Annotated in this window: 29 protein-coding genes; 18 read left to right on the forward strand and 11 right to left on the reverse strand. The window is 68.7% G+C overall.

All coding sequences use genetic code 11. The features are described 5' to 3' along the window. The first annotated feature begins 1 nt into the window (after position 1). From QPR87_RS09505 to cysE, 9 genes are all read left to right on the forward strand, one after another. Positions 2-319, forward strand: coding sequence for a gene transfer agent family protein (locus QPR87_RS09505; RefSeq protein WP_104492678.1), 318 nt, complete (start codon positions 2-4; stop codon positions 317-319). Then, on the forward strand, positions 316-528 hold the full coding sequence (locus tag QPR87_RS09510; protein WP_011749166.1) for a phage tail assembly chaperone: 213 nt from the start codon (positions 316-318) through the stop codon (positions 526-528). Before QPR87_RS09505 ends, QPR87_RS09510 begins: the two co-directional genes overlap by 4 nt. 24 nt (positions 529-552) lie before the next feature. Further along, positions 553-1,224, forward strand: a complete 672-nt coding sequence (locus tag QPR87_RS09515; RefSeq protein ID WP_011749165.1) for an RcGTA-type gene transfer agent tail tape measure protein — start codon at positions 553-555, stop codon at positions 1,222-1,224. 1 nt (position 1,225) lies between these two features. Continuing rightward, positions 1,226-1,858 (forward strand): DUF2460 domain-containing protein, encoded by a 633-nt coding sequence (locus QPR87_RS09520; protein WP_285049351.1) that lies wholly within the window; start codon positions 1,226-1,228, stop codon positions 1,856-1,858. After that, positions 1,855-2,673 carry a phage/gene transfer agent baseplate hub protein gene (locus tag QPR87_RS09525; protein ID WP_285049353.1) on the forward strand — a complete coding sequence of 273 codons (819 nt, stop codon included), beginning with the start codon at positions 1,855-1,857 and terminating at the stop codon, positions 2,671-2,673. The genes QPR87_RS09520 and QPR87_RS09525 overlap by 4 nt, the downstream gene beginning before the upstream one ends. Beyond that, complete coding sequence (locus QPR87_RS09530) at positions 2,670-3,095, forward strand: NlpC/P60 family protein (protein WP_285049355.1); 426 nt, start codon at positions 2,670-2,672, stop codon at positions 3,093-3,095. The genes QPR87_RS09525 and QPR87_RS09530 overlap by 4 nt, the downstream gene beginning before the upstream one ends. Before the next feature lie 18 nt (positions 3,096-3,113). Beyond that, positions 3,114-7,004: a baseplate multidomain protein megatron gene (locus QPR87_RS09535; RefSeq protein ID WP_285049357.1), complete on the forward strand. Its 3,891-nt coding sequence runs from the start codon at positions 3,114-3,116 to the stop codon at positions 7,002-7,004. After that, positions 6,997-7,719 carry a DUF2793 domain-containing protein gene (locus tag QPR87_RS09540; RefSeq protein WP_104492683.1) on the forward strand — a complete coding sequence of 241 codons (723 nt, stop codon included), beginning with the start codon at positions 6,997-6,999 and terminating at the stop codon, positions 7,717-7,719. Before QPR87_RS09535 ends, QPR87_RS09540 begins: the two co-directional genes overlap by 8 nt. A gap of 64 nt (positions 7,720-7,783) precedes the next feature. Continuing rightward, a complete protein-coding gene (cysE, locus tag QPR87_RS09545; RefSeq protein WP_011749159.1) occupies positions 7,784-8,623 on the forward strand; it encodes a serine O-acetyltransferase in 840 nt (279 codons plus the stop codon). Here the strand turns inward: cysE and QPR87_RS09550 are convergent. Together QPR87_RS09550 and QPR87_RS09555 are read right to left on the reverse strand one after the other, a co-directional pair. After that, entirely contained in the window at positions 8,620-9,678 is a 1,059-nt protein-coding gene (locus tag QPR87_RS09550; RefSeq protein ID WP_285049358.1) for a quinone-dependent dihydroorotate dehydrogenase, read from the reverse strand. The two genes, cysE and QPR87_RS09550, sit on opposite strands and share 4 nt — an antisense overlap. After that, positions 9,675-10,007: a DUF952 domain-containing protein gene (locus tag QPR87_RS09555; protein WP_041530494.1), complete on the reverse strand. Its 333-nt coding sequence runs from the start codon at positions 10,005-10,007 to the stop codon at positions 9,675-9,677. The genes QPR87_RS09550 and QPR87_RS09555 overlap by 4 nt, the downstream gene beginning before the upstream one ends. Before the next feature lie 133 nt (positions 10,008-10,140). On the opposite strand from QPR87_RS09555, the gene QPR87_RS09560 reads away from it, so the two are divergent. After that, on the forward strand, positions 10,141-11,742 hold the full coding sequence (locus QPR87_RS09560; RefSeq protein ID WP_011749156.1) for a bifunctional metallophosphatase/5'-nucleotidase: 1,602 nt from the start codon (positions 10,141-10,143) through the stop codon (positions 11,740-11,742). Positions 11,743-11,808: 66 nt separating this feature from the next. Here QPR87_RS09560 and QPR87_RS09565 read toward each other — a convergent pair whose 3' ends face one another. Further along, complete coding sequence (locus QPR87_RS09565; RefSeq protein ID WP_011749155.1) at positions 11,809-12,165, reverse strand: ArsR/SmtB family transcription factor; 357 nt, start codon at positions 12,163-12,165, stop codon at positions 11,809-11,811. Positions 12,166-12,351: 186 nt separating this feature from the next. On the opposite strand from QPR87_RS09565, the gene QPR87_RS09570 reads away from it, so the two are divergent. The 5 genes from QPR87_RS09570 to QPR87_RS09590 all read left to right on the forward strand — a co-directional run bounded on the left by QPR87_RS09570 (position 12,352) and on the right by QPR87_RS09590 (position 15,013). Continuing rightward, positions 12,352-12,693 (forward strand): AtpZ/AtpI family protein, encoded by a 342-nt coding sequence (locus tag QPR87_RS09570; protein ID WP_011749154.1) that lies wholly within the window; start codon positions 12,352-12,354, stop codon positions 12,691-12,693. 2 nt (positions 12,694-12,695) lie between these two features. Further along, positions 12,696-13,442 carry a F0F1 ATP synthase subunit A gene (locus QPR87_RS09575; RefSeq protein ID WP_011749153.1) on the forward strand — a complete coding sequence of 249 codons (747 nt, stop codon included), beginning with the start codon at positions 12,696-12,698 and terminating at the stop codon, positions 13,440-13,442. Positions 13,443-13,501: 59 nt separating this feature from the next. Beyond that, positions 13,502-13,735, forward strand: coding sequence for a F0F1 ATP synthase subunit C (locus QPR87_RS09580; protein ID WP_010394077.1), 234 nt, complete (start codon positions 13,502-13,504; stop codon positions 13,733-13,735). Between the two features lie 79 nt (positions 13,736-13,814). Then, a complete protein-coding gene (locus QPR87_RS09585) occupies positions 13,815-14,462 on the forward strand; it encodes a F0F1 ATP synthase subunit B' (RefSeq protein WP_285049371.1) in 648 nt (215 codons plus the stop codon). Then, positions 14,459-15,013 carry a F0F1 ATP synthase subunit B gene (locus tag QPR87_RS09590; RefSeq protein WP_011749151.1) on the forward strand — a complete coding sequence of 185 codons (555 nt, stop codon included), beginning with the start codon at positions 14,459-14,461 and terminating at the stop codon, positions 15,011-15,013. The genes QPR87_RS09585 and QPR87_RS09590 overlap by 4 nt, the downstream gene beginning before the upstream one ends. Positions 15,014-15,183: 170 nt before the next feature. Here QPR87_RS09590 and QPR87_RS09595 read toward each other — a convergent pair whose 3' ends face one another. Both QPR87_RS09595 and QPR87_RS09600 read right to left on the reverse strand, forming a co-directional pair. Continuing rightward, complete coding sequence (locus QPR87_RS09595; protein WP_231000135.1) at positions 15,184-15,831, reverse strand: YiaD family glycine zipper/OmpA-like lipoprotein; 648 nt, start codon at positions 15,829-15,831, stop codon at positions 15,184-15,186. 161 nt (positions 15,832-15,992) lie between these two features. Beyond that, positions 15,993-16,589 (reverse strand): methylated-DNA--[protein]-cysteine S-methyltransferase, encoded by a 597-nt coding sequence (locus QPR87_RS09600; RefSeq protein ID WP_104492688.1) that lies wholly within the window; start codon positions 16,587-16,589, stop codon positions 15,993-15,995. 100 nt (positions 16,590-16,689) lie between these two features. On the opposite strand from QPR87_RS09600, the gene nth reads away from it, so the two are divergent. Together nth and QPR87_RS09610 are read left to right on the forward strand one after the other, a co-directional pair. Continuing rightward, positions 16,690-17,358 (forward strand): endonuclease III, encoded by a 669-nt coding sequence (gene nth / locus QPR87_RS09605; RefSeq protein ID WP_011749148.1) that lies wholly within the window; start codon positions 16,690-16,692, stop codon positions 17,356-17,358. Continuing rightward, a complete protein-coding gene (locus QPR87_RS09610) occupies positions 17,355-18,362 on the forward strand; it encodes an adenosine kinase (protein ID WP_231000133.1) in 1,008 nt (335 codons plus the stop codon). Before nth ends, QPR87_RS09610 begins: the two co-directional genes overlap by 4 nt. Positions 18,363-18,501: 139 nt before the next feature. On the opposite strand, the gene QPR87_RS09615 is transcribed toward QPR87_RS09610, so the two are convergent. The 6 genes from QPR87_RS09615 to QPR87_RS09640 form a co-directional block, all read right to left on the reverse strand. Beyond that, positions 18,502-20,685, reverse strand: a complete 2,184-nt coding sequence (locus QPR87_RS09615) for a 3-hydroxyacyl-CoA dehydrogenase NAD-binding domain-containing protein (RefSeq protein WP_285049377.1) — start codon at positions 20,683-20,685, stop codon at positions 18,502-18,504. Positions 20,686-20,696: 11 nt separating this feature from the next. Continuing rightward, positions 20,697-21,908: an acetyl-CoA C-acetyltransferase gene (locus QPR87_RS09620; protein WP_285049379.1), complete on the reverse strand. Its 1,212-nt coding sequence runs from the start codon at positions 21,906-21,908 to the stop codon at positions 20,697-20,699. After that, a complete protein-coding gene (locus QPR87_RS09625) occupies positions 21,905-22,546 on the reverse strand; it encodes a glutathione S-transferase family protein (protein WP_285049381.1) in 642 nt (213 codons plus the stop codon). The genes QPR87_RS09620 and QPR87_RS09625 overlap by 4 nt, the downstream gene beginning before the upstream one ends. A 276-nt stretch (positions 22,547-22,822) precedes the next feature. Then, positions 22,823-24,601 carry an acyl-CoA dehydrogenase C-terminal domain-containing protein gene (locus QPR87_RS09630; protein WP_285049383.1) on the reverse strand — a complete coding sequence of 593 codons (1,779 nt, stop codon included), beginning with the start codon at positions 24,599-24,601 and terminating at the stop codon, positions 22,823-22,825. Between the two features lie 24 nt (positions 24,602-24,625). Beyond that, a complete protein-coding gene (locus QPR87_RS09635; protein ID WP_041530317.1) occupies positions 24,626-25,015 on the reverse strand; it encodes a MerR family transcriptional regulator in 390 nt (129 codons plus the stop codon). Positions 25,016-25,106: 91 nt separating this feature from the next. Then, positions 25,107-25,523, reverse strand: a complete 417-nt coding sequence (locus tag QPR87_RS09640; protein WP_104492692.1) for a MerR family transcriptional regulator — start codon at positions 25,521-25,523, stop codon at positions 25,107-25,109. A 137-nt stretch (positions 25,524-25,660) separates the two neighbouring features. Here QPR87_RS09640 and QPR87_RS09645 point away from each other — a divergent pair, with 137 nt between their 5' ends. Continuing rightward, positions 25,661-26,104 (forward strand): PaaI family thioesterase, encoded by a 444-nt coding sequence (locus tag QPR87_RS09645; protein ID WP_049792374.1) that lies wholly within the window; start codon positions 25,661-25,663, stop codon positions 26,102-26,104.

Here is a 26,104-nt window from a genome sequence, read left to right on the forward strand (position 1 = left end):
GATGGCCAATCCGCTGGCGGGCGAGGTCGAGATTTTCCTCGATGGCCGGGCGCATGTGGCCAAGCTGACGCTGGGCGCTCTGGCCGGGCTGGAGGCCGAACTGGGCGCTGAAAGCATGATCGCGCTGGTCGAACGGTTCGAGGGCGGGCGGTTTTCCAGCCGCGACGTGATGGCGGTGCTGGTCGCCGGCCTGCGGGCGGGCGGCTGGCCGGGCGGCATGGCGGAACTGGCAGCGGCGGAGCTGCGCGGCGGGCCGGTGGCCGCGGCCCATGCGGCGGCGGCGCTGCTGGCGCGGGCCTTTCGCATCGAGGGGACATGAGCCGCGGGCTGGACTGGCCGGGGCTGATGCGTGCCGGTCTGGGGCCGGTGCGGCTGGGCGGGCTGGGGCTGCGGCCGGCCGAGTTCTGGGCGCTGACCCCGGCCGAACTGGCCTTGATGCTGGGGGTCGAGGCGCGGGGTGCGGCGGCGATGACGCGCGAAAGGCTGGCCGAGCTGGTCGCGCGCTATCCCGACCGGCCCGCCGCATGAACATCTGAAGAAGGAGGCGCCGTCGTGGCGAACAAGGACGGATTCGACCGGCTGGAGGGGGATCAGGACGGGCCGGCCGCGCTGGGCAAGGGGTTGGAGCAGAGCGCGCGGCTGGCGGCCGAGTTCGATGCCGAGCTGGCGCGGCTGCGCGGCTCGATGATCCATACCAACCGCGAGGTCGGCACGCTGACCCAGGGCATCGGCAGCGGGCTGCGCCGGGCGTTCTCGGGGCTGGTCTTCGACGGCATGAAGCTGTCGGACGCGCTGAAGGGCATCGCGCGCAGCATGGCCGACAGCGCATTCGCCGTGGCGATGAAGCCGGTCGAGCAGGCGCTGGCCGGGGCCATCGCGCAGGGGGTGAACGGCATGGTCTCGGCCGTGCTGCCCTTTGGCCAGGGCGCCGGTTTCGCGCAGGGGCGGGTGATGCCCTTTGCCCGGGGCGGCGTGGTGAGCCAGCCCACCTATTTCCCGATGCGCGGCGCGACCGGGCTGATGGGCGAGGCCGGGGCCGAGGCGATCATGCCGCTGCGCCGGGGTGCCGACGGGCGGCTGGGCGTGGCGGCGGCCGGCGGCGGCCGGCCGGTGAACGTGACCTTCAACGTCTCGACCCCGGATGTGGCGGGGTTCCAGCGCAGCCAGAGCCAGATCGCCGCGCAGATGGGCCGGCTGCTGGCGCGCGGGGAAAGGAATGGGTGAGATGGCGTTTCACGAGATCAGGTTCCCGGCGAACCTGTCCTTCGGCTCGGTCGGCGGGCCCGAGCGGCGCACCGAGATCGTCGCGCTGACCAACGGCCACGAGGAGCGGCGCACCCCCTGGGCGCATTCGCGGCGGCGCTACGACGCCGGGCTGGGGCTGCGCTCGCTGGACGACGTGGCGGCGCTGGTCGCCTTTTTCGAGGCGAGGGCCGGGCAGATGCACGGCTTTCGCTGGAAGGACTGGGCGGATTTCAAATCCTGCGCGCCAGGCGCGGCGGTGAGTTTCCAGGACCAGGAGATCGGCATGGGCGACGGGGTGCGGCGGGATTTCGCGCTGCGCAAGGCCTATGCCTCGGGGCCGGCGCGCTATTGGCGGCCGGTGGCGAAGCCGGTCGAGGGCACGGTGCTGGCCGGCGCGGGACATGTCGAATTGCGCGCGGGGGTGGATTTCGCGGTGGACATGGCGGCGGGGGTCTTGCGCTTTGCCGCGCCGCCCGAGGCGGGGGCCGTGGTCACGGCGGGGTTCGAGTTCGACGTGCCGGTGCGCTTCGACACGGACCGGATCGCGGTCTCGGTCGCCTCGTTCCAGGCGGGCGACCTGCCGCAGGTCCCGGTGGTGGAGGTGCGGCTATGAGCGGGACGATCGCGCGGGCCTGGGCGGTCCGGCGGCGCGACGGGCTGGTGCTGGGGTTCACAGACCACGACCGGGCGCTGTCCTTTGACGGCATCGCGTTCCGTCCCGACAGCGGGCTGAGCGCGCGGGCGGTGGTGCAGGGCCTGGGCCTGTCGGTGGACAACAGCGAGGCGGTGGGCGCGCTGTCGGACGCGGCGATTACCGAGCGCGACCTGATGGCCGGGCGCTGGGACGCGGCCGATGTGCGGCTGTGGGAGGTGGACTGGTCCGATACCGCGAACCGGCGGCTGATCTTTCGCGGCCACCTGGGCGAGGTGGTGCGCAGCGGCGCGGCCTTCCGGGCCGAGCTGCGCGGGCTGTCCGAGCCTTTGAACCGGGCGCAGGGGCGGGTCTATCACCCGCGCTGCGCGGCCGTGCTGGGGGACGGGCTGTGCCGGTTCGACCTGACGCGCGCCGGCTATTCGGCCGAGGGGGCGGTCGTCCTGGAAGAGGGGGATCGGCTGGAGCTGTCGGGCGTGGCCGGGCATGACGCAGGGTGGTTCGAGCATGGGCAGCTTGTGGTGCTGTCGGGCGCGGCCGGGGGGCTGTCGGGCATGGTCAAGGCGGATGCCGCCCTGCCCGGCGGCCGGCGCGAGGTCGGGCTTTGGACCGCGCTGGGCATCCGGCCTGCCCCGGGCGACCGGGTGCGGCTGCTGGCCGGATGCGACAAGCGGGCCGAGACCTGCCGGATGAAGTTCCTGAACCACCTGAACTTTCGTGGCTTTCCGCATCTGCCGCCCGAGGACTGGCTGATCGCGCCCAAGGTGAATCGATGAGCGCGGTCGTCGTTCAGGCGGCGCGGGCCTGGATCGGCACGCCCTATGTGCATCAGGGCTCGGTCCGGGGGGCGGGGACGGATTGCCTGGGGTTGGTGCGCGGCATCTGGCGCGAGCTTTGCGGCGCCGAGCCCGAGGGGATGCCGGCCTATACGCCGGACTGGGGCGAGGTCGGCGGGGCCGAACTGCTGCTGGGCGGTGCGGAGCGGCAGCTGCTGCCCGCGCCGGACGAGCGGCCGGGCGATGTGCTGGTCTTTCGCATGCGGGCCGGCGCGATCGCCAAGCATATGGGAATATTGGCGGAAACCGGCGAGCGGGCGAGCTTTGTCCATGCCTATGACCGGCATGGCGTGGTCGAAAGCCCGCTGTCGGCGCCCTGGCGGGCGCGGATCGCGGGGCGGTTCCGGTTTCCGGCGGCTTGAGGGAAAGGTGAGGGCGCAATGGCGACGATTCTGCTGGCGGCGGTGGGCGCATCGCTGGGTGCGGGCTTTGGCGGCACGGTTCTGGGGCTTTCGGGCGCCGTCATCGGCCGGGCCGTGGGCGCGACGCTGGGGCGCGTCATCGACCAGCGCCTGCTGGGCGGCGGCTCGAAGGCGGTCGAGACCGGGCGCGTGGACCGGATGCGCATCCAGACCGCGGGCGAGGGCACGCCGATCCCGCGACTTTGGGGGCAGATGCGGGTGCCGGGCCATGCGATCTGGGCCGGCCCGCTGGTCGAGACCCGGCGCAGCCATGGCGGCGGCAAGGGCTCGGGGCCGCGCGTGACCGAGATCGGCTATCGGCTGAGCTTTGCGCTGGCGCTGTGCGAGGGGCCGATCCTGGGCGTGGGCCGGATCTGGGCGGATGGCGAGGAGATCTTGGCCGACGATCTGGACATGCGGGTCTATCCGGGCGACGAGGCGCAACTGCCCGACCCGGCCATCGCCGCGCAGGAGGGCGATGCGGCCCCGGCCTATCGCGGCATCGCCTATGTCGTGTTCGAGGATCTGGCGCTGGAGAGATGGGGCAACCGGGTGCCGCAGCTGTCCTTCGAGGTGACGCGGGCGGCCAGGGACGGCCGGGGGCTGTCGCGCGAGGTGCAGGCGGTGGCGATGATCCCCGGCACCGGAGAGTATTCGCTGGCGACCACGGCGGTCAGCTATGACCTGCGCCTGGGCGAGATGCAGGTGGCCAATCGCAACACGGCGCTGGCGCCGACCGATTTCCTGGCCTCGATGCGGATCCTGGGGCGGGAATTGCCGAATGTCGGCTCGGTCTCGCTGGTGGTGTCCTGGTTCGGCGACGACCTGCGGGTCGGCGAATGCACGGTGCGGCCCAAGGTCGAGGACCTGTCGCGCGACGGGCAGGGGATGGCCTGGCGCGCGGGCGGCATCGGGCGCGACGGCGCGGCCGAGGTGGCGCGGGTGGACGGGCGGCCGATCTATGGCGGCACGCCGGCGGACGGCTCGGTGATCGAGGCGCTGCGGGCCATCGCCGGGAGCGGGCGCAAGGCGGTGTTCTATCCCTTCATCCTGATGGAGCAACTGGCGGGCAACGGCCGGCCCGATCCCTGGAGCGGGGCGGCGGACCAGCCGGTCATGCCCTGGCGCGGACGGATCACCACCAGCATCGCCCCGGGGCAGGCGGGCAGCCCGTCGGGCACCGCTGCGGCCGAGGCCGAGGTGGCGCGGTTCTTCGGCACCGCCGAGGCGGCGGATTTCTCGCGCGATGGCCTGACGATCCGCTATGACGGGCCGGACGAGTGGTCCTATCGCCGGTTCATCCTGCATTACGCGCATCTTTGCGCCGCGGCGGGCGGGATCGACGCCTTCCTGATCGGGTCCGAGATGGTCGGGCTGACGACGATCATGGCGGCCGGCCATTCCTTCCCGGCGGTCGCGCAGCTGCGGCGGCTGGCGGCGGATGTGCGCGCCATCCTGGGCGAGGGGGTCAGGATCGGCTATGCTGCGGACTGGTCGGAATATTTCGGCCATCACCCCGGCAACGGCGATGTGCATTTCCATCTGGACCCGCTGTGGGCGGATGAGAACATCGACCTGATCGGCATCGACAACTACATGCCGCTGTCGGACTGGCGCGAGGGCGAGGAGCATCTGGACGCCCATTGGGGGCGCATCGACGATCCGGCCTATCTGCGCGCCAATGTCGCGGGGGGCGAGGGCTACGACTGGTATTATGCCAGCGAGGCCGACCGGCAGGCGCAGCGCCGCACCGAGGTCCGCGACGGCGCGCATCACGAGCATTGGGTCTGGCGTTACAAGGACATCCGGGGCTGGTGGCGGAATGCGCATCACGACCGCATCGGCGGGGTGCGGCAGGCGCAGCCCACGGCCTGGGTGCCGCGCTCGAAACCCGTCTGGTTCACCGAGATGGGCTGCGCGGCGCTGGACAAGGGCACGAACCAGCCGAACAAGTTCCTGGACGCGATGAGTTCGGAATCGATGCTGCCCTATTTCTCGGACGGGCGGCGGGACGATGGGATCCAGGCGGCCTATGTGCGGGCGATGACCGGGTTCTGGTCGGACCCGGCGAACAATCCGGCGCGCGCGGCATTCGGCAGGACCGGGGCGGGGCGGATGATCGACATGGGCCGCGCGCATGTCTGGTGCTGGGACGCGCGGCCCTATCCGGCCTTCCCGGCGCGCACCGACCTGTGGTCGGACGGCCCGGCATGGGAGCGCGGGCATTGGCTGAACGGCCGGGCGGGCGCCGTGCCGCTGGCCGATGTGGTGGCCGAGATCTGCCGCGAGGCGGGGGTGCGCGCCTTTGACGCCGAGGGACTGCGCGGGCTGGTGCGCGGCTATGTGCTGTCGGGGGCCGAGACGGGGCGGGCGGCCCTGCAACCGCTGATGCTGGCCCATGGGTTCGACGCGGTCGAGCGCGACGGCGTTCTGCGCTTCGTCATGCGTGGCGCGCGCGTCGATGCGGAACTGGGGCCCGGTGACATGGCGCTGGCCGAGGAGGTCGATGCGGTCGAGGTCTCGCGCGCCGCCGATGCCGAGATGGTCGGGCGCATCCGGCTGACCCATGTCGAGGCGGGCGGCGACTATGCGGCGCGCACGGCCGAGACGGCGATGCCGGGAGCGGAGTTCCTGGCGGTTTCGGACAGCGAGCTGGCGATGGCGCTGACCCGCGGCGAGGGCCGGGCGCTGGCGGAACGCTGGCTGTCGGAAGCGGCGGTGGCGCGGGATGCGGTGCGCTTTGCCCTGCCGCCCTCGTTGGGGCATCTGGGGCCGGGGGACGTGGTGCGGCTGGTCGAGCCGGGTGTCGAGGCAAGGCGCTGGCGCATCGACCGCACCGAGCGGGCAGGCGCGATCACCGTGGATGCGGTGCGGGTCGAGCCGGGGGTCTATCGTCCGGCCCGCGTGGTCGAGGGCGAGGCGGCGTTGCGGCCCTTCGTGCCGCCGATCCCGGTCTGGCCGGTTTTCCTGGACCTGCCGCTTTTGCGCGGCGACGAGGTGGCGCATGCGCCGCATCTGGCGGTGACGGCGACGCCGTGGCCGGGGGCGGCGGCGGTCTGGGCCTCGACCGAGGAGGCGGGGGGATACGCGCTGAACACGACGCTGGCCGAGCCCTCGGCCATGGGGCGCACGGAAGGCCCGCTTGCGGCGGCGCGGCCGGGGGTCTGGGATCGCGGCCCGCCGCTGCGGCTGCGGGTCAAGGGCGGCAACCTGCGCTCGGCCGGGGTCGAGGCGCTGATGGCCGGGGCGAACCTGCTGGCGATCGGCGACGGTTCGGCCGAGGGCTGGGAGCTGCTGCAATTCGCCGAGGCGCGGCTGGTCTCGGCCGGGCTGTGGGAGATCTCGCTGCGGCTGCGCGGGCAGGCGGGGACGGACGCCTTCATGCCGGCGGTCTGGCCGGCGGGCAGCGTGGTGGTGCTGCTGGACGGGGTGGCGCAGCAGGTGGAGCTGGCGCCTTCGGCCCGCAACCAGTTGCGGCATTGGCGCATCGGGCCGGCCACGCGCAGCCCGGACGATGCCAGCCATCGCCATGTCGCCGCGGCGTTCCGCGGTGCCGGGCTGCGGCCGTTGTCGCCCTGTCATATCGCGGTCAGCGGCCGGGTCGTCACATGGATCAGGCGCACGCGGGTGCAGGGCGACGGCTGGGACGGGCCGGACGTGCCGCTGGGCGAGGCGCAGGAGCGTTACGCGGCCCGGCTGGTCCGGGACGGGCAGGTGCTGGCCGAGGCCGTGGTCGCTGAGCCGCGCTGGGCGGTGCCCGAGGGTGTGTGGTCCCAGGCCATCGCCGGGGGCGGGTTTGCCGTCGAGGTCGCCCAGCTTTCCGACACGTTCGGGCCGGGACCGTTTGCAAGGAGGATGATCGATGCCTGAGAACACGACCGCGAATTGCGCCCTGCCGCTGCTGATGCCGGCGCAGGCGCAGAAGCATGTCACGGTGAACGAGGCGCTGATGCGTCTGGACGGGCAGGTCGATCTGGTGTTGCAAAGCCTGACCCGCATCACCCCGCCCGAGACGGTGGTGGACGGGCTGTGCTGGGGCGTGCCGCAGGGCGCGGTCAACGCCTGGGAGGGGCAGGGCGGCAAGATCGCCATCGGGGCGAATGGCGGCTGGATCTTTGTCCAGCCGGGTTTCGGCCGGCGTGCCGTCGTTGCCGACCAGGGGGTGGTGGCGATCCATGGCGGCGCGGGATGGGTGCCGGGTGCGGTGACATTGGGCCAGCACGGATCGGGGTTGCTGGCGCGGCAGCTCTCCGAAGATGTGACGCTGGGCGCGGGCGCCTGGTTCGAGACGGCGATGGCCATTCCGCCCGGCGCGCTGGTCATCGGGGCTGCGGCGCGGGTGCAGGAGGCGATCACCGGCAGCGCCGCGTCGTGGTCGCTGGGCACGGTGGGCGATGCCGGCAGCCTTGCGCGCTTTGGGCAGGGGCTGGGCAAGGCCCAGGGATCCTGGGCGCGGGGCGTGCTGTCGCCGCCCATGGCGTTCTGGGAGCCGACGCCGCTGCGGCTGACGGCAGTGGGCGGGCAGTTCGCCGGCGGCAAGGTGCGGGTGGTGCTGCATTGGTGGGAATTGCGGCTGCCGGATTGAGCGGACTTTTCGCGCCCGCCGGTTTCCGCTAGACTCGGTGGATGAAACTGACGGGCGCGCCTGAATGAACCTGCAGAAAGACATGATCGAGCCGCTTTCCGACGCTCGGGACGCCCCGCGCGATTCGGTCTGGGGGCGCATCCAGCGCGAGGCGCGGGTCGCCGTGCGCGACGAGCCGCTGCTGGGCGCGCTGATCCATGCCGGGCTGCTGCATCATGCCACCTTCGAGGCGGCCTTGGCCTATCGCTTTTCGCTGAAGCTGGCCTCGCGCGAGATGAGCGAGCAGATCCTGCGCGAGATCGCCGACGACGCCTTTGCCCGCGCGCCGGAACTGTCGGCGGCGGCGCAGGCCGACCTGCTGGCGGTCTATGAGCGCGATCCGGCGACGCATCGGCTGATGCAGCCGATCCTGTTCTTCAAGGGCTACCAGGCGCTGCAAGCCTATCGCATCGGGCATTGGCTGTGGCAGCAGGGCCGCCGCGACATGGCCTATTTCGTGCAGATGCGCTGCTCGGAAGTGTTCGGCGTGGACATCCATCCGGCGGCGAAGATCGGCACGGGCGTGATGATCGACCATGCCCATTCCATCGTCATCGGCGAGACGGCGGTGGTGGGCAACGACGTGTCGATGCTGCATTCGGTGACACTGGGCGGCACCGGCAAGGAGGATGGCGACCGCCATCCCAAGATCGGCAACGGCGTGATGATCGGCGCCGGCGCCAAGGTGCTGGGCAATATCCGCGTGGGGCACCATTCGCGCATCGCCGCCGGCTCGGTCGTGCTGGCCGAGGTGCCGCCCTGCAAGACCGTGGCCGGGGTGCCGGCGCGGATCGTGGGCGATGCCGGCTGCTCGGATCCCTCGAACACCATGAACCAGCTTCTGGGTCACGAGGACCTGTTCTAGAGCCAGTCCGCGTTGCCGCTGCCGGTCAGCTCCGCCAGCGTGACGTTTTCGCGCGCGAGCCGTTCGTCGAGGTCGCGGGCGATCTGCGCGGCGAGCGAGAAGCCCTGGTAGACCAGCGCAGAGTAGATCTGGACGGCCGAGGCGCCGGCGCGCAGCTTTTGCCAGGCCTGCTCGGCCGAGCCGATGCCGCCGACGCCGATCAGCGGCACACGCCCCCCCGTCTCGCGGTAGAGACGGGCGAGGATGCGGGTGGCGCGGTCGAAAAGCGGTGCGCCGGAAAGGCCGCCGGCCTCGTTGGCGTGCGGCGAGGCGAGGCCGTCGCGGGACAGCGTGGTGTTGGTGGCGATGATCGCATCGACCGGGGCGGCCAGCGCCACGGCGGCGATGTCGGCGAGTGCGGCGTCGTCGAGGTCGGGGGCGATCTTGATGAACACGGGCGGGCGGTTCGGCAGCGCGTCGCGCGCGGCCAGCACGCCTTGCAGAAGGGCCGACAATGCCTCGGATCCCTGAAGGTCGCGCAGCTTCTCGGTATTCGGCGAGGAGACGTTGACGGTCAGGAAATCGGCATGGGCGCCGGCGATGCGCACGACCTGCGCGAAATCGGCGCTGCGGTCGGCGCTGTCCTTGTTCGCGCCGATGTTCAGCCCGACTGGGATGCCCGCGGGACGCTGCGCGAGGCGGTCGGCGATGGCCTGCGCGCCCTCGTTGTTGAAGCCGAAGCGGTTGATGATGGCGCGGTCCGGGGTCAGGCGGAACAGGCGCGGCCTTGGGTTGCCCGGCTGCGGGCGCGGGGTGGCGGCGCCGACCTCGACGAAGCCGAAGCCGGCGCGCATCAATGCGGGCAGGGCGCGGGCGTTCTTGTCGTAGCCGGCGGCAAGGCCGACAGGGTTCGGCAGGTCGAGCCCCGCGATGCGCATGCGCAGCCGGTCGGAGGTGACGGGCCGGCCGGGCAGGGGCACGAGGCCATGCCGCAGGGCGAGGATCGAGAGATCATGCGCGCGCTCGGGGTCGAGGCGATGCAATGCGGCAAGGCCCAGCCGCTCGATGGGGGTCATGCGATGTCTCCGATGTCGTGGCCGCCGGGGCCGAGGGGCAGGGCGCGGCTCCAAAGCACGTCGTCCATGCGCAATTCGCGGTAGAGATGCGGAAAGAGATCGCCGCCGCGCGAGGGTTCCCAGCGCAGCTCGGGCAGGGCGTCGCCGTCCAGCGCCAACAGGTGCAGCCCGTCCTCGGCCGCGAAATGGCGCGCGAGCGTGCCGGGCAGCTGCGCGGCTGTCGAGAGGTGGACATAGCCGTCCGCCAGGTCCACCGGCGCCCCGGCGCTGCGGCCTTGCCGTTGGAACGCCTGGAACTCGGCGGCGCGGAAGATCTTGTAAACCAGCATGGCGGGTTCATGCGTTGCGGGATGCGGTCCGTCAAGCGGCATCGCGCCATCCTACGGCTTCGTCAATTGACGCCGCGGCCGGCATCCCGCAATCTGCGCCTCATCCAGACATTCGAGGGTGAGGGGGATCGAGATGAAACGCTGGCTCATGGTTTCGGCGGCAATCGTCGCGCTGTCTTCGGGCGCGGCGCAGGCGGATTACACGCTGCATGTGCTGCATATCAACGATTTCCACAGCCGGATCGAGCCGATCAACGCCTTTGACAGCACCTGCGACGCCGAGACCGAGGCGAAGGGCGAATGCTTCGGCGGCGTGGCGCGTCTGGCGACGAAGATCCGCGAGTTGCGCGACGGGCTGAAGGCCGACGGCCAGAACGTTATCGTGCTGGATGCGGGCGACCAATACCAGGGCAGCCTGTTCTATACGACCTACAAGGGCAAGGACACGGTCGAGTTCATGAACGCCATCGGCTTCGACGCCATGGCGGTGGGCAACCACGAGTTCGACGACGGGCCGCAGGGGCTGCAAATCCTGGTCGAGGGCGTCACGTTTCCTGTCGTCTCGGGCAACCTGGACCTGTCGCAATCGCCCGAACTGAAGGACAAGGTCGGCGACGTGCTGGTGCTGGATGTCGGCGGCGAGAAGGTGGGGATCGTCTCGGCCCTGGCGATGGACACGCCCGAGACCGCCGCGCCCGGCGACAAGGTCATCTTCATGGACGACATGGACAGCCTGAAGGCCGATGTCCAGGAACTGACCGACCAGGGTGTGGACAAGATCATCGCCCTGACCCATTCCGGTTTCAAGCGCGACCAGGAATTCGCGGCCGAGGTGGCCGGGATCGACGCGGTCATCGGCGGCCACAGCCACACGCTGCTGGGCCAGGTCGAGGGCGCTGCCGGACCCTATCCGACCATGGTCAAGGGCGCGGATGGCGCCGAAGTGCCGGTGGCGACCGCCTATGCCTATGGCAAATACCTGGGCCATCTGGTGCTGACCTGGGACGACGAGGGCAAGCTGGTCAAGGCCGAGGGGCAGCCGATCCTGCTGGACGGCTCGGTCGTGCCGGACGAGAAGCTGGCCGCGCGGGTCAAGGAGATGGCCGCGCCCATCGAGCAGCTCAAGCAGAAGCGCGTGGCCGAGATCGCGGCGCCCATCGACGGCAGCCGGGAAACGTGCCGGGCACAGGAATGCGAGATGGGCAGCCTGGTGGCCGACGCCATGCTGGCGCGCGTCAAGGACCAGGGCATCACCATCGCGATCCAGAACGGCGGGGGCTTGCGCGCCTCGATCCCGGCGGGAGTGGTGACGATGGGCGACGTGCTGTCGGTGCTGCCCTTCCAGAACACGCTGTCGACGTTCCAGCTGAAGGGCGCGGATGTGGTCGAGGCGCTGGAAAACGGTGCAAGCCAGATCGAGGAGGGCGCCGGGCGCTTTGCCCAGGTCGCCGGGCTGAAATACACGCTGGACCCCTCGGCGCCCGCCGGCAGCCGGATCAGCGACGTGCAGGTGCGCGACGGTTCGGAATGGGTGCCGATCGACCGCGAGGCGGTCTATGGCGTGGTGTCGCAGAACTACATGCGCGCCGGCGGGGACGGCTACAAGGTCTTTGCCGAGCATGCGATGAACGCCTATGATTTCGGCCCGGACCTGGCGGATGTGCTGGCCGAACATCTGGCCAGGCAGGGGCCGGATTTCACGCCGAAGCTGGATGGCCGCATCACCGTGAAATGACAGGAACGCAAGGGGCCGGGCACATGCCCGGCCCTTTTTCGCGTTTCGGCGCCGCGTTGCGCGAATTCACGGCTGGGCGTCGTCGCCATCCGCCAGCGGCAGGGCTTCGCGCAGGAAGCGTTCGAAATCGTCCAGATCCACCGGCTCGAACTGGCCGAAGCCCTGCATCCAGACCGAAGCGTTGCGCAGCCCGTCCGGCTCCAGCTTGCACCAGATGATGCGGCCGCGCCGCTCTTGCCGGATCAGCCCGGCGGCCGCCAGCACGGCGAGGTGCTTGGAGATCGCCGCCAGGCTCATCTCGAACGGCGCCGCCACATCCGTCACCGCCATGTCGTCCTCGAGCAGCATGCCAAGGATCGCTCGCCGCGTCGGATCGGCGAGGGCGGAGAAAATGGCGTCCAGGCTGGGTTGCTGTGCGGGCATCGGCTTTGCTTAACTTGCCGGTTGAATATGGGACGGATGCCCGCCGGACCGCAAGGCCGGGTTTCCAACGGGACGCGGCTTTCAGGGAATCATTGTTTTTCAATGGATTGCAATTTCGTTCCCCTTGCTTGACTCGGGTGGCGCGAGTCCCTATCACCGCGCCAACCGATAACGGGGGTGTGAGCCGTGGCCGAGGACGACCATGACGCTACGCGGGCCCGGGATGCGGAGCGGCTGCGTGCGCTGGAGGCCCGGTTGGGCGAAAAGGCAGGCGAGAAGCCGCCCTCGCGCGGGGAAGAGCATTTCAGTCAGGCCAACATGGCCTGGCGCATGGTGACCGAACTGGTGGCGGGACTGGCCCTCGGTTTCGGGATCGGGTTCGGGCTGGATTATCTGACCGGCCTGCGGCCGGTCTTCATGGTGGTCTTTGTGCTGCTGGGCCTGGCGGCCGGCATCAGGACCATGATGCGGACCGCGAATGAGATAGGCAAGGCACCGGGGCGTCCCGGCGACGACAAGGGTGAATGACGATGGCAGAAGAAGAAGCAGGTGGTCTGGTTTTCCATCCGATGGACCAGTTCGTCATCAAGCCGCTGTTTGGCGAAGGGCCGGTGAACTGGTACACGCCGACCAACGCGACGCTGTGGATGGCACTGGCCGCGCTGGCGATCACCGCGCTTCTGGTCTTTGGCACCCGCGGCCGGGCCATCGTGCCGAACCGGGTCCAGTCCATCGCTGAACTTCTTTACGGCATGGTCCACAAGATGGTCGAGGACGTGACCGGCAAGGACGGGCTGAAATACTTTCCCTACGTGATGACGCTGTTCTGCTTCATCCTGTTCGCGAACTTCCTTGGCCTGCTGCCGAAAAGCTTTTCGCCGACCTCGCATATCGCCGTGACGGCCGTGCTGGCGGTGCTGGTCTTTGCCGGCGTCACCGTGCTGGGCTTCGTCAAGAACGGCGCGCATTTCCTGGGCCTGTTCTGGGTCAGCTCGGCGCCCCTGGCGCTGCGCCCCGTCCTGGCGGTGATCGAGCTGATCTCGTATTTCGTGCGTCCGGTCAGCCACTCCATCCGACTTGCGGGCAACATCATGGCCGGCCACGCGGTGATCAAGGTCTTTGCCGCCTTCGCCGCCGTTGCCGCCATCGCGCCGGTCTCGGTCGTCGCCATCACTGCCATGTATGGGCTGGAGGTGCTGGTGTGCCTCATCCAGGCCTATGTCTTCACCATCCTGACCTGCGTCTATCTGAAGGACGCGCTGCATCCGGCGCACTGAGCCCGGTTCGCAAGGTCTGAAAACGAAAACCCTTTCCAAAAGCCTCAAGGAGCATGAACATGGAAAATCTGGGTCAACTGGGACAGTATCTCGGCGCCGGTCTGGCTTGCGTCGGCATGGCGGGCGCCGCCATGGGTGTGGGCAACGTCGCCGGCAACTACCTGGCGGGCGCCCTGCGCAACCCGTCGGCCGCTGCCTCGCAGACCGCCACGCTGTTCATCGGCATGGCCTTCGCGGAAGCCCTGGGCATCTTCTCGTTCCTGGTCGCGCTGCTGCTGCTGTTCGCAGTCTGATCCTTTTGCCATCCTTGCGGTTGGGTGGGGGCTGTCCGGGCGCCCACCCGATTGTGAAACGACCGGCATGGGGTAGGATATGTTCAGCCTGTTGCAACAGACCGCGCCCGTCGTGGTCGAAGAATCTGAAACGGTGATCATCACCGAATCCGCCGAAGCGGCGGGTCATGGCGCCGATGCGGCCCATGCCGTGGCCGGCGCGGCGGATGCAGCCCATGGGGCAACCGCCCCCGGCATGCCGCAGCTGGATTTCACCACCTTCGGCAACCAGATCTTCTGGCTGCTGGTCATCCTGGCGGTGATCTACTGGGTTCTGTCGCGGATCGCGCTGCCGCGCATCGGCGGCGTCATCTCGGATCGCCAGGGCGCCATCACCGGCGACCTGATGGCTGCCGAGGAATTCAAGCAGAAGGCCAAGGAAGCCGAGGCCGCCTATGACAAGGCGCTGGCCGACGCCCGCGCCGAAGCCGGCAAGATCGTGGCAGCCAACAAGGCCGAGATCCAGAAGGAGCTCGACGCCGCCATCGCCCATGCCGATGCGGAAATCGCCGCCCGTGCGGCCGAATCCGAGACGCGCATCGGCGAGATCCGCGCCTCGGCCGTCGAGGATGCGCGCAGCGTCGCCCGCGATGTGACCGCCGCGCTGGTCGAGAATTTCGGCGGCAAGCTCGACCAATCCCTGGTCGATGCGGCGGTCGATCAGCGACTGAAGGGGGCGCTGCAATGAAACGTCTGAGCGTTCTCTTTGCCCTGGTGGCGAGCCCGGCGCTCGCGGCTTCGGGTCCGTTCTTCTCGCTGCGCAATACCGACTTCATCGTCACGCTGGCCTTCCTGCTGTTCGTCGGCATCCTGGTCTATTTCCGCGTGCCGCAGATCGTCGGCGGCCTGTTGGACAAGCGGGCCGAGGGCATCCGCAACGATCTGGCCGAGGCCCGCCGCCTGCGCGAGGAAGCGCAGGAGATCTATGCGAGCTATGAGCGCCGCCAGCGCGAGGTGAAGTCGCAGGCCGACGACATCGTCGCCAATGCCAAGCGCGAGGCGGTCGCGGAAGCCGAGAAGGCCAAGAAGGCGCTGCAACTGTCGATCGAGCGGCGCCTGAAGGCCGCCGAGGAGCAGATCGCCGGTGCCGAGGCCGAGGCGGTGCGCGCGGTGCGCGACCGCGCCATCCAGACCGCGATCGCCGCCGCGACCGAGATCCTGGGCAAGCAGGCCAGCCCGGCCGAGCGCAGCGCCGGCATCGACAAGGCCATCGACGAAGTGGCCCAGCGGCTGAACTGACGCGGACTTGAATGAGAAGGGTGCCGTCGAGCATCCTCATGGGACAGTGATTGGACCCCCGGGGCGGAGACGCTTCGGGGGTTTTCCTTATTCGCCCGACCAAGGCGGAAACGGAAAGGGCCGGCAACCTTGCGGCTGCCGGCCCCTGCGTCCTGCATGTCCTGCCGCGATCAGCGGGTCGGGGTGATCAGGATCTCCACCCGGCGGTTCTGCGCGCGGCCCGCGGCCGTGTCGTTCGAGGCGACCGGCTGGGTGGCGCCGCGGCCCAGGGTGGTGACGCGCGATTGCGCCACGCCGCCGGCGGTCAGGATGCCGGCGACCGAGCGCGCGCGGCGTTCGGACAGGTCCTGGTTATAGGCGGCCGAGCCGGTGCTGTCGGTATGGCCGACGATCTGGATGCGGCTGTTGGGATATTGGGTGAGGTTGCGCGCGATGGTGTAGAGGTCGTTTTGCCCCTGAGCGCCCACGGCGGCCGAATCGGTGGCGAACAGCGTGGATTCCGGCATGACGACCGACAGATGGGTGCCGTGGTTCACGATCTGGATGTTGGGGTTGTTCAGCGATTGCTGCAACGAACGCTGCTGCTGGTCGAGGATCGAGCCGCCGACGGCGCCCGCCGTTGCGCCGATGATCGCGCCTTTGACGGCGTTCGAGCGGCTTTCGCCTGCGCCGATCAGGCCGCCGACGACCGCGCCGGCGATGGCGCCCTGCTGGGTGCGGCTGGTCTGCTGGGGCTGGCCGTAGGGATCGGCCGGCGTGCAGGCGCTGATGGCGATCACGCCGGCAGAGGCGAGAAGCAGCGAAATACGGGTCTTCATTCTTTTACCTTTCTTTTCAGGGCGATCCTACGCCGCCTGTCCTTGCGACGCGGCCGGCCTGCTTGCTTCCGGGGCCGGCGGCTGATGCCCAAACGCGGTCACATTGGCATGGGTTCCGGGCCAACTCCACAGGAATAGACGGGAAATCGCCCCGGGGCGGCTCACAAAGCGGCGATGGTGCGGGGTGCGATGCTGGCGCCTTCGCGCACCAGCAAGGCGCGCTTCACGGCCTCGCCCCAATGATAGCCGCCGATGCGTCCGCCGGTGCGGGTCACGCGATGGCAGGGGATCGCCCACGAGACCGGGTTCTGCCCGACCGCGGTGCCCACCGCGCGCAGGGCGTTCGGGCGCCCGATGCGTTCGGCCAGCGTGGCATAGCTGATGACCTGGCCCGGCGGCACCGTGACCAGGGCACGCCAGACCTGCAACTGGAACTCGGTGCCGGTCAGGTGAACCGTGATGTCGCCCTCACCGGCCAGCAATGCCTGGATGGAGGGGGCCAGCGCCTCGGGCGCCTCGACCAGGCGGGCGCGGGGCCAGCGCGCGGCCAGATCGGCCTCGACCTGGTCCTCGGACATCGCGCCGGCGAAGCCCAGGCCCCAGAGCGCCCCGCCCGCACCCATGGCGACCACCGTGCCGAGCGGCGTGGCAAACCTGCCGCGACAAAGCACCGCGCCCAGATCCTGCGCCGGCTGCGTGGTGATCGAGACCCGCAGCCCGGGTTGGGGCTGGGCAAAGGTGAAGAACGTCTGTGTCATCCCGGCCTCGCGACTGTTGCCGTGGCAGAGTAGCGCAGCGGCCGGCCAAATCCATGTACGAAAGCTTGCGCATGGCAGCGGGGCAGGGCATCTGGAGCCCATGGCACGCAGCACCTTTTCCCGTCTTCCGCCCGCCTTGCCCTATGCGACCCAGGTCGCGATCTTTTCGCGTTTCCGCGAAGCCAATCCGCATCCGGTGACCGAGCTGGAATACACCAACGCCTTTACCCTGCTGGTGGCGGTGGCGCTGTCGGCGCAGGCGACCGATGTCGGCGTGAACAAGGCGACGAAATCGCTGTTCCAGCGCGTGAGCACGCCGCAAGAGATGCTGGAGCTGGGCGTCGAGGCGCTGACCGAGCAGATCAAGACCATCGGGCTGTACCGCCAGAAGGCAAAGAACGTCATCGCGCTGTCGCGCCGGCTGGTCGAGGAGTATGGCGGCGAGGTGCCGCAATCGCGCGCGGCGCTGATGACCCTGCCCGGTGTCGGGCGCAAGACCGCGAATGTGGTGCTGAACAGCGTGTTCGACTTTCCGGCGCAGGCGGTGGACACGCATATCTTTCGCGTCGGCAACCGCACCCGCATCGCTCCGGGCCGCGACGTCGAGGAGGTCGAGCGCGCCATCGAGGACAACGTCCCGGTGCCGTTCCAGCAGAACGCCCATCACTGGCTTATCCTGCACGGCCGCTATATCTGCCAGGCCCGGCGCCCGCGCTGCCGGATCTGCCCCATCGAAGATCTCTGCCCCTATGAGGAGAAGACCGAATGACCACCCCCTATGTGATCGGGATCGGCAATGCCGTCATGGACGTGATCGCGCCGACCTCGGATGCGAGCCTGGACCGGCTGGGCATCGAAAAGGGGATCATGCAGCTGATCGACCGCGAACGCTCGGAATTCCTGATGGCGGCGCAATCGGCCGATGCGGATGCGGCCAAGGCGCGGCTGGTGCCGGGCGGTTCGGTGGCAAACACGTTGGCGGGGCTGGGGATGCTGGGGCTGCGCACCGCCTTCATCGGCCGCGTGGCGGGCGATCCGCTGGGGCTGAGCTATGCCGAGCAGACCGAGCAGCAGGGAACGGTCTTCGTCAATCCGCCGGTGGCGGGCGAGGTGCTGCCGACCTCGCGCTCGATCATCTTCGTGACCCCGGATGGCGAGCGGTCGATGAACACCTATCTGGGCATTTCGGCCGAGCTGGGGGCCGAGGACGTGAACCCCGCGACCTTCAGCGGTGCGGACTGGCTGTTCCTGGAGGGTTATCTGTTCGACAAGGATGCCGGCAAGGCGGCGTTCCTCAAGGCGGCCGATGCCTGTCACAAGGCGGGCGGCCAGGCGGGGATCGCGCTGTCCGACCCGTTCTGCGTCGACCGCCACCGGGCGGATTTCCGGCGGCTGGTGGCCGGGCCGATGGATTACGTCATCGGCAATATCCATGAATGGCAGTCGCTTTATCAGGTCGAGGATCTGGAAGAGGCCCTGCGGCTGGCCAGCGCCGATTGCGGTACGGTGATCTGCACCCGCTCGGGCGAGGATGCGATCCTGATCCGCGGGGACGAGCGGGTGACGGCGCCGGTGCATCGCGTGGTGCCGGTGGACGCGACCGGGGCGGGCGACCAGTTCGCTGCCGGGCTGATCTATGGGCTGGCCATCGGCGCCGATCTGGCGGCGGCGGGGCGCATGGGCTGCATCGCGGCAGCCGAGGTGATCAGCCATGTCGGCGCCCGGCCCGAGAGCGACCTGCGCGCGGCCTTTCGGGCCGAGGGGCTGGTCTGATCGCGCCCTGGCGCGCGGTCCCTTGAGTATTTGGGGAACAGAGAAGCGCCGAAGGGACGGTCCCTCGGCGCTTCGTCTTTCTTGAGTATTTGGGAAACGGTGAGGGGCAGGGCGGAGTGGCCTTGCCCCCTGGTCGTTTTCAGGCGGCCTGTTTGCCGGCGCCGAAGCGGCCGTAGAAGCTTTCGCCTTTCGCAGCCATGTCCTTGAGCAGTTGCGGCGCGGCGAAGCGGGGGCCGAATTTTTCCGCCAGGCTGTCGGCGATTCCGGCGGCGCGGGGGGCGCCCAGCATGTCGAGCCAGCCGAAGGGGCCGCCGGACCAGGGCGCGAAGCCCCAGCCGAGGATGGCGCCGACATCGCCTTCGCGGATGTCCTCGAGCACGCCTTCTTCCAGCGCCCGGACCGCTTCCAGCGATTGCGCGAACATCAGCCGGTGCTGGATCTCGGTCAGGTCGGGCTGGGTGTCGGCCTCGGGCCATTCGGATGCGAGGCCGGACCAGAAGCCCTGGCGCTTGCCGGCATCGTCATAGTCGTAGAAGCCGGCCTTGGTCTTGCGGCCGAGCCGGCCCTGGTCGGCGAGCTTGAAGATCACCGCATCCACCGCGCCGTCCGGGTAGGCGTCGCCCATCGCCGCCTTGGTGGCCTTGGCGATCTTGACGCCGAGGTCGATCGAGGTCTCGTCCACCAGTTGCAGCGGTCCCAGCGGCATGCCCATCATCTTGGCGGCGTTTTCGATCAGCGTGGGGCTGACCCCTTCGGCCACCATACGGATGCCTTCGTTGATATAGGGGATGATGCAGCGGTTGGCGTAGAAGAAGCGTGCGTCGTTGACCACGATGGGCGTCTTGCGGATCTGGCGCACGAAGTCGAGCGCCTTGGCCACCGCGCGCGCGCCGGTCTCGCGGCCCTTGATGATCTCGACCAGCAGCATCTTGTCCACGGGGCTGAAGAAGTGGATGCCGATGAACTGGTCGGGGCGGGCGCTGGCCTTGGCCAGTTCGCTGATCGGCAGGGTCGAGGTGTTCGTGGCGAAGATCGCGTCCTGCGGGATCACCGCCTCAGCCCGTTTCGTGACCTCGGCCTTGACCTTCGGATCCTCGAACACCGCCTCGACGACCAGGTCGCAGCCGGCCAGTGCGGCGTAATCAGTCGTCGCGGTGATGCGGGAAAGCACCTCGGCCTTCTTCTCCTCGGTGGATTTGCGGCGGCTGATCGCCTTGTCCAGCAGGCCGGTCGAATAGGACTTGCCGCGCTCGGCCGCTTCTTGCGTCGAATCGATCAGCACCACCTCGATCCCGGCCATGGCCGAGACATAGGCGATGCCGGCGCCCATCATGCCGGCGCCGAGGATGCCGACCTTCCTCACGCTCTGGTCGGGAGCCTCGGGACGGTTCGCGCCCTTCTCCAGCGCCTCCTTGTTGATGAAGAGGCTGCGGATCATCGCGGTCGAGGAGGGGTTCATCAGCACATGGGTGAACCAGCGCGCTTCGATCTTCAGCGCCGTGTCGAAGGGCACCATGGCACCTTCATAGACGGCGCTCAGCAGCGCCTTCGCTGCCGGATAGACGCCCAGCGTCTTGCCATGCACCATGGCGCTGGCGCCGACGAAGGTCATGAAGCCGGCCGGGTGATAGGGCTCGCCGCCCGGCATCTTGTAGCCCTTGGCGTCCCAGGGCTTGACCAGGTCGGCATCGGCGGCCTTCAACACCCATTCGCGGGCCGCGGCAAGCGGATCGGCCACCACCTCGTCGATCAGGCCGGCGCTCTTGGCCTTGGCCGGGTCGCTGAGCTTGCCCTCCAGCAGGAAGGGGGCGGCGCCCATGGCGCCCAGCTTGCGCACCAGGCGGGTGGTGCCGCCGGCGCCGGGAAAGATGCCGACCATGATCTCGGGCAGGCCGACCTTGGCCTTGGGGTTCTCGGCGGCAAAGATGCGATGCGTGGCCAGCGGCAGCTCCAGCCCGATTCCCAGCGCGGTGCCGGGAAGGGCGGCCGCGATGGGCTTGCCGCCCTTCTTGGTCTTGGGGTCCATCCCGGCCAGCTCGATCTTGCGCAGCAGATGATGCAGCGTCATCACGCCGTCGAAGACCGCCTGCGCGCCGCCCTGCTTCATGCCGGCGATGACGTTCAGGTCCATGCCGGCGGCGAAATCCTTCTTGCCGCTGGTGATGACGATGCCCTTCACGGCCTCGTCGGCCAGGGCGTCGTCGATCAGCGCGTTCAACTCGGCGGCGCCGTCCAGCGACAGCACGTTCATCGACTTGCCCGGCACGTCCCAGGTGACGATCGCGACGCCGTCGGCGTCTTTCTGCATGGTGAAATCGGTCATGTTCCCCTCCCTCAGACGCGCTCGATGATGGTGGCCGCGCCCATGCCGGACGCGATGCAGAGCGTGGCGAGGCCCACGGTCTTGTCCTGGCGCTCCAGCTCGTCGAGCAGCGTGCCGATGATGATGGCGCCGGTCGCGCCCAGCGGGTGACCCAGCGCGATGGCGCCGCCATTGACGTTGACCACGCTGGGGTCGACCTGGAAGGCCTGCATGAAGCGCAACACGACCGAGGCGAAGGCCTCGTTCACCTCGAAGAGGTCGATGTCGGAGATCGCCATGCCGCTGTCCTTCAGGATCTTTTCGGTCACCGGCACCGGACCGGTCAGCATGATGGTCGGATCGGTGCCGATCTTGGCGGTGGCGCGGATGCGGGCGCGGGGTTTCAGCCCGTAAGCCTTGCCGAATTCCGCATTGCCGATCAGCACGGCGGCGGCGCCGTCCACGATGCCCGAGCTGTTGCCGGCATGATGGATGTGCTCGATGCGGCCGAGATGCGGGTATTTCAGCATCGCCACCTTGTCGAAGCCGGGCATGGTCTCGCCCATCTCCTTGAAGCTGGCCTTCAGCTTGGCCAGATCCTCCAGCGTGGTGCCGGGGCGCATGTATTCGTCGCGGTCGAGGATGGTCAGGCCGTTCTGGTCCCTGACCGGTACGATGGACCTGGCGAAGCGGTCCTCATCCCAGGCGATGGCGGCGCGGCGCTGGCTCTCGACGGCCAGGCTGTCGGCATCCTCGCGCGAAAAGCCGTATTCGGTGGCGATGATGTCGGCGCTGATGCCCTGCGGCACGAAATAGGTCTTGAAGGTCAGGCTGGGGTCCACGGCGATGGCGGCGCCGTCGCTGCCCATGGCGACGCGGCCCATCATCTCGACGCCGCCGGCGATATAGGCCTGGCCGGCGCCGCCCCTGACCTGGTTCGCGGCCAGGTTCACCGCCTCCATGCCGCTGGCGCAGAAGCGGTTGATGGCGAGGCCGGGGATGCTTTCGTCCAGGTCGGATTTCAGCACTGCCGAGCGGGCGAGGCAGCCGCCCTGTTCCTTGACCTGGGTGACATTGCCCCAGATCACGTCCTCGACGGCATGGCCTGTGAGCCCGTTGCGCTCCTTGACGGCGTTCAGCAGCCGGGCCGAAAGCGCAACCGAGGTGACTTCGTGCAGGCTGCCGTCGGGGCGGCCCTTGCCGCGCGGGGTGCGGGCGGCGTCATAGATATAGGCTTCGGTCATGCGTCCTCCTTCGCGGCCCGGTCCGCGGGATTGCCGGGCATCAGGTCATAGGGGTGTTTCCAGCCGGGCAGCGCCTGAATGCGGCTCAGCCAGGCATCGATATGGGGCCATTCGGCGCGGTCGAAGCCGAAGGGCTCGGGGTAATAGAGATAGCTGCAGCAGGACAGGTCGGCGATGGTCGCCTGGTCGCCCGCCAGCCAGTGGCGGGCCGCCAGGTGCCCCTCCAGCGTCTTCAGCGCCGCCTTGCACCGCCCCTGCAGCCAGGCGATGACCTCGACGGGGCGTTTCTCGGGCGGCAGGAAGTTCATCAGGAAGCGCAACGCGCCGAGTTGCGACGAGCCCTTGTGGTTGTCCCAGAACAGCCAGCGCAGGATCTCGCCCTGGTCGCCATCCATGAAGCGCCCGGTCTTTTCGGCCAGATGCAGCAGGATCACGCCGGACTGGGTCAGGGTCAGGCCGTCCTCTACCAAGACCGGCGCCTCGCCCATCTCGTTGAGCTGGCGATACTCGGCGCCGCGGGTGGCGCCGCCGAAGAAATCCACGAAGACCGGCTGCCAGAGATGGCCGGTCAGCTGCATCATCAGCGCCACCTTGTAGGAATGGCCGGATTCTCCGAAGCAATGAAGCTGGGCTGTCATGTGGCTTTCCCTTTCTGCGCCGGCAGCGCCGGTCGTCGGCGTTGCATTTGGGTATTTTTAAACGGAAAGATCGTTAGGGAGTTCTTAACCTTCGTCCTTTATCCCTGATCGCGCGGTACAGGCTGGGGAGCCGATGACCGCAAACGGAAAGAGCGCCCCGGTCATCCGGTCTTGCCGAACCTCGGCCGGACCCGGTGTTCCGGGGCGCCGCATTCCAGTCTTTTCCGTTTTCCAAATACCCATGCGACCTTGCCGCCAGACCCTCCCTTTCCCGTTTCAGAACCGATCCGCCGCCAGCGCCATCACCGGCTCGGCGCCCGAGCGGATGCGCGCCAGATGCGCCGCGGTCATCGGCAGCTGCCGCGCCATGTAATAGCGGCCGGTCGCCAGCTTGGCCTCGTGGAAGGCGGGGTCCTCGGTGCCGGCCGCCAGAGCGGCCCTGGCCGCGACCGCCATGCGCGTCCACATCAGCCCCAGCGCCGCATGGCCGAACAGGTGCATGAAGTCGTAGGAGCCGGCCAGCGCTGCGTTCGGGTCCTTCATGCCCTGCTCCATGAAGAACATCGCCGCCGATTGCAGGTCCTTCGAGGCCGCCTTCAGCGGATCGAGGAAATCGGCCTTCAGCGCCTCGTCGCCCTCGTGCGCCTTGATCTCGGACTTGATCAGCTCGAAGAAGGCCATGATCGGCTTGCCGCCCTCGGCCGCCAGCTTGCGGCCCACGAGGTCCAGCGCCTGCACGCCGTTCGCGCCTTCGTAGATCATGGTGATGCGGGCGTCGCGGACGAATTGCGACATGCCCTGTTCCTCGATATAGCCGTGGCCGCCGAAGACCTGCTGGGCCTGCACCGCCGTCTCGAAACCCTTGTCGGTCAGGAAGCCCTTGATCACCGGCGTCAGCAGCGAGACGAGGTCGTGGGCCTCCTTGTCATCGGCCAGCACGGCGCGGTCGATCAGGTGCGCGCCCCAGAAGGCCAGCGCGCGCGCGCCTTCCAGAAAGCTTTTCTGGTCCATCAGGTTGCGGCGGATGTCGGGATGCACGATCAGCGGATCGGCCGGGCCCGAGGGGTTGGCATCGCCCGTCACCGCGCGGCCCTGCAGCCGGTCGCGGGCATAGGCCACCGCGTTCTGATAGGCGGCCTCGGCCACGGAATAGCCTTGCAGGCCGACGCCGATCCGCGCTTCGTTCATCATGGTGAACATGGCGCGCATGCCCTTGTGCAGCTCGCCCAAGAGCCAGCCTTTCGCGCCGTCATAGTTCATCACGCAGGTGGCATTGCCGTGAATGCCCATCTTTTCCTCGAGGTTGCCGACCGAGAGTGCGTTGCGTTCGCCCGGGGAGCCGTCCTCGTTCACCAGGAACTTCGGCACGATGAAAAGCGAGATGCCCCTGGTGCCCTCGCCGCCGCCCGGCGCCTTGGCCAGCACCAGGTGGATCACGTTCTGCGCCATGTCGTGGTCGCCGGCCGAGATGAAGATCTTCTGCCCGGTGATCAGGTAGCTGCCATCCTCCTGCGGCTCGGCCTTGGTGCGCAGCAGGCCCAGGTCGGTGCCGGCATGCGGCTCGGTCAGGTTCATGGTGCCGGTCCATTCGCAGCTGACCATCCTGGGCAGGTAGGTGGCCTTCTGCTGGTCCGTGCCGTGGGCGTGGATGGCGGAATAGGCGCCATGGGTCAGGCCCTGATACATGGTGAAGGCCATGTTCGAGGCCGAGAACATCTCGCCCGCCGCAAGCCCGATCACATAGGGCATGCCTTGGCCGCCGTATTCCGGGTCGCAGTCGAGCGCGGTCCAGCCGCCCTCGCGCATCTGCTCGAAGGCTTCGAGAAAGCCCTTGGGCGTATGCACCACGCCGTTTTCCAGCCTGCAACCCTCGCGGTCGCCGACGGCATTCAGCGGCGCCAGCACTTCGGAGGCGAGCTTGCCGGACGCCTCCAGCACGGCCTGCGTGAAGTCGCGGTCAAGATCGCCATAGCCCGGAAGATCCTGGTTCGAGATGTCGAGCACGTCATGCAGCACGAATTGCATGTCGCGGATGGGGGCGGAATAAATGGTCATCGGTCCTCCCAGGACAGTTCGCCCTCAGGCGTCGGATTTCAGGTTTTGCAGCGAAGCTTCGCCCTCGGCGATCTGCTGGCGCAGTTCGGCGATGGCCTCGCCCAGTTCACGGTGCTGCCGCTCCATGTCGGCAAGCCGGTCGCGGGCGGTGGCGAGCGTGGCTTCGGTCTGGGTAATGTTGCGTTCGGCCGGATCGTAAAGCTCCAGCAACTGGCGGATCTGCTCCAGCGAAAAGCCGAAACGCTTGCCGCGCAGGATAAGGGTCAGCCGGGCGCGGTCCGAGCGCCCGTAAAGCCGATGCTGGCCGCGCCGCTGCGGAAACAGCAATTCGCGCGCCTCGTAGAAACGCAGCGTGCGCGGCGTGACCTCGAAGGCGTCGCACATCTGGCGGATGGTCAACAGATCGTCGCTCATGGCCGATCCCCTCCCGTCTGGCTCATTCACCAGCCGGAATATAGGGCGAGTTGACGTTCGCGTAAGGGGGAACGTGGCGTCAGCGCCGGGCTCAGCCCGCTTTCCCGGCCTCGCCGACATCCTCGGTCGGCCCCATGCCGTCGAGCAGCGAGACCGTTTCGTTGCGCAGCGCCAGCAATTCGGTCATCGAGGCTTCGAGTTCGTCGCGCTGCTGGCGCAGCACCTCGAGCTGGCGGTCGGCCAGTTCGATCCAGACCCGATACTGTTCGCGCGTGCCCTTTTCGCCATAGATCAGCAGCCATTGCCGGATGTCCTCCAGCGAGAAGCCGAAGCGGCGGCCGCGCAGGATCAGCTTCATCCGGGCGATCTCTCGCGGGCCGTAGAAGCGCGAGCGGCCTTCCTTGCGGGGGCTGAGCAGCTCGATGTATTCGTAATAGCGCAGCGTTCGCGGAGTCACGTCGAACCGTGCGCACATTTCCTTGAAACCAATGTATTCGCTATCGGACATCGGATGAACTCTATGCTGCAGATGCGGCGCAGCCTAGCGCGGGGCCGCATCAAACTCAACCATCGGCCGGGGCGGGCTTGCCTGCCGGTTTCGGACTGCTACCATTCCGCCTGCACGCCAAGCAGGAGGCCAGGGGCATGAGCGAACCGTTGCCGGAGGACGAGCTGGAACAACGCCGGCGCATCGCGCGCCAGTTCATCGAGGTGATCCCCCATGCCCGGGCGCTTGGCATGCGGCTGGACCAGCTGTCGCCCGAGGGGGCCGAGATCTCGTTGCCCTGGCGCGAGGACCTGGTCGGCGATCCGCGCAGCGGGGTGATCCATGGCGGGGTGATCTCGGCCTTGATGGACACATGCAGCGGCGCGGCGGTGATGGCGCATCCGGCCGGGGCGCGCTCGACCGCGACCATCGACCTGCGCATCGACTACATGCGCGCGGCGACGCCCGGCCAGACCATCCGCGCCCGGGCGAATTGCTATCACATCACCCGCTCGGTCGCCTTCGTGCGCGCCTGGGCGATGGATGACGACGAATCCCGCCCCGTGGCCTCGGCCACCGGGGCCTTTACGGTCGAGCGCTGA

Source organism: Paracoccus sp. SSJ (assembly GCF_030234105.1).
Classification (GTDB): domain Bacteria; phylum Pseudomonadota; class Alphaproteobacteria; order Rhodobacterales; family Rhodobacteraceae; genus Paracoccus; species Paracoccus denitrificans.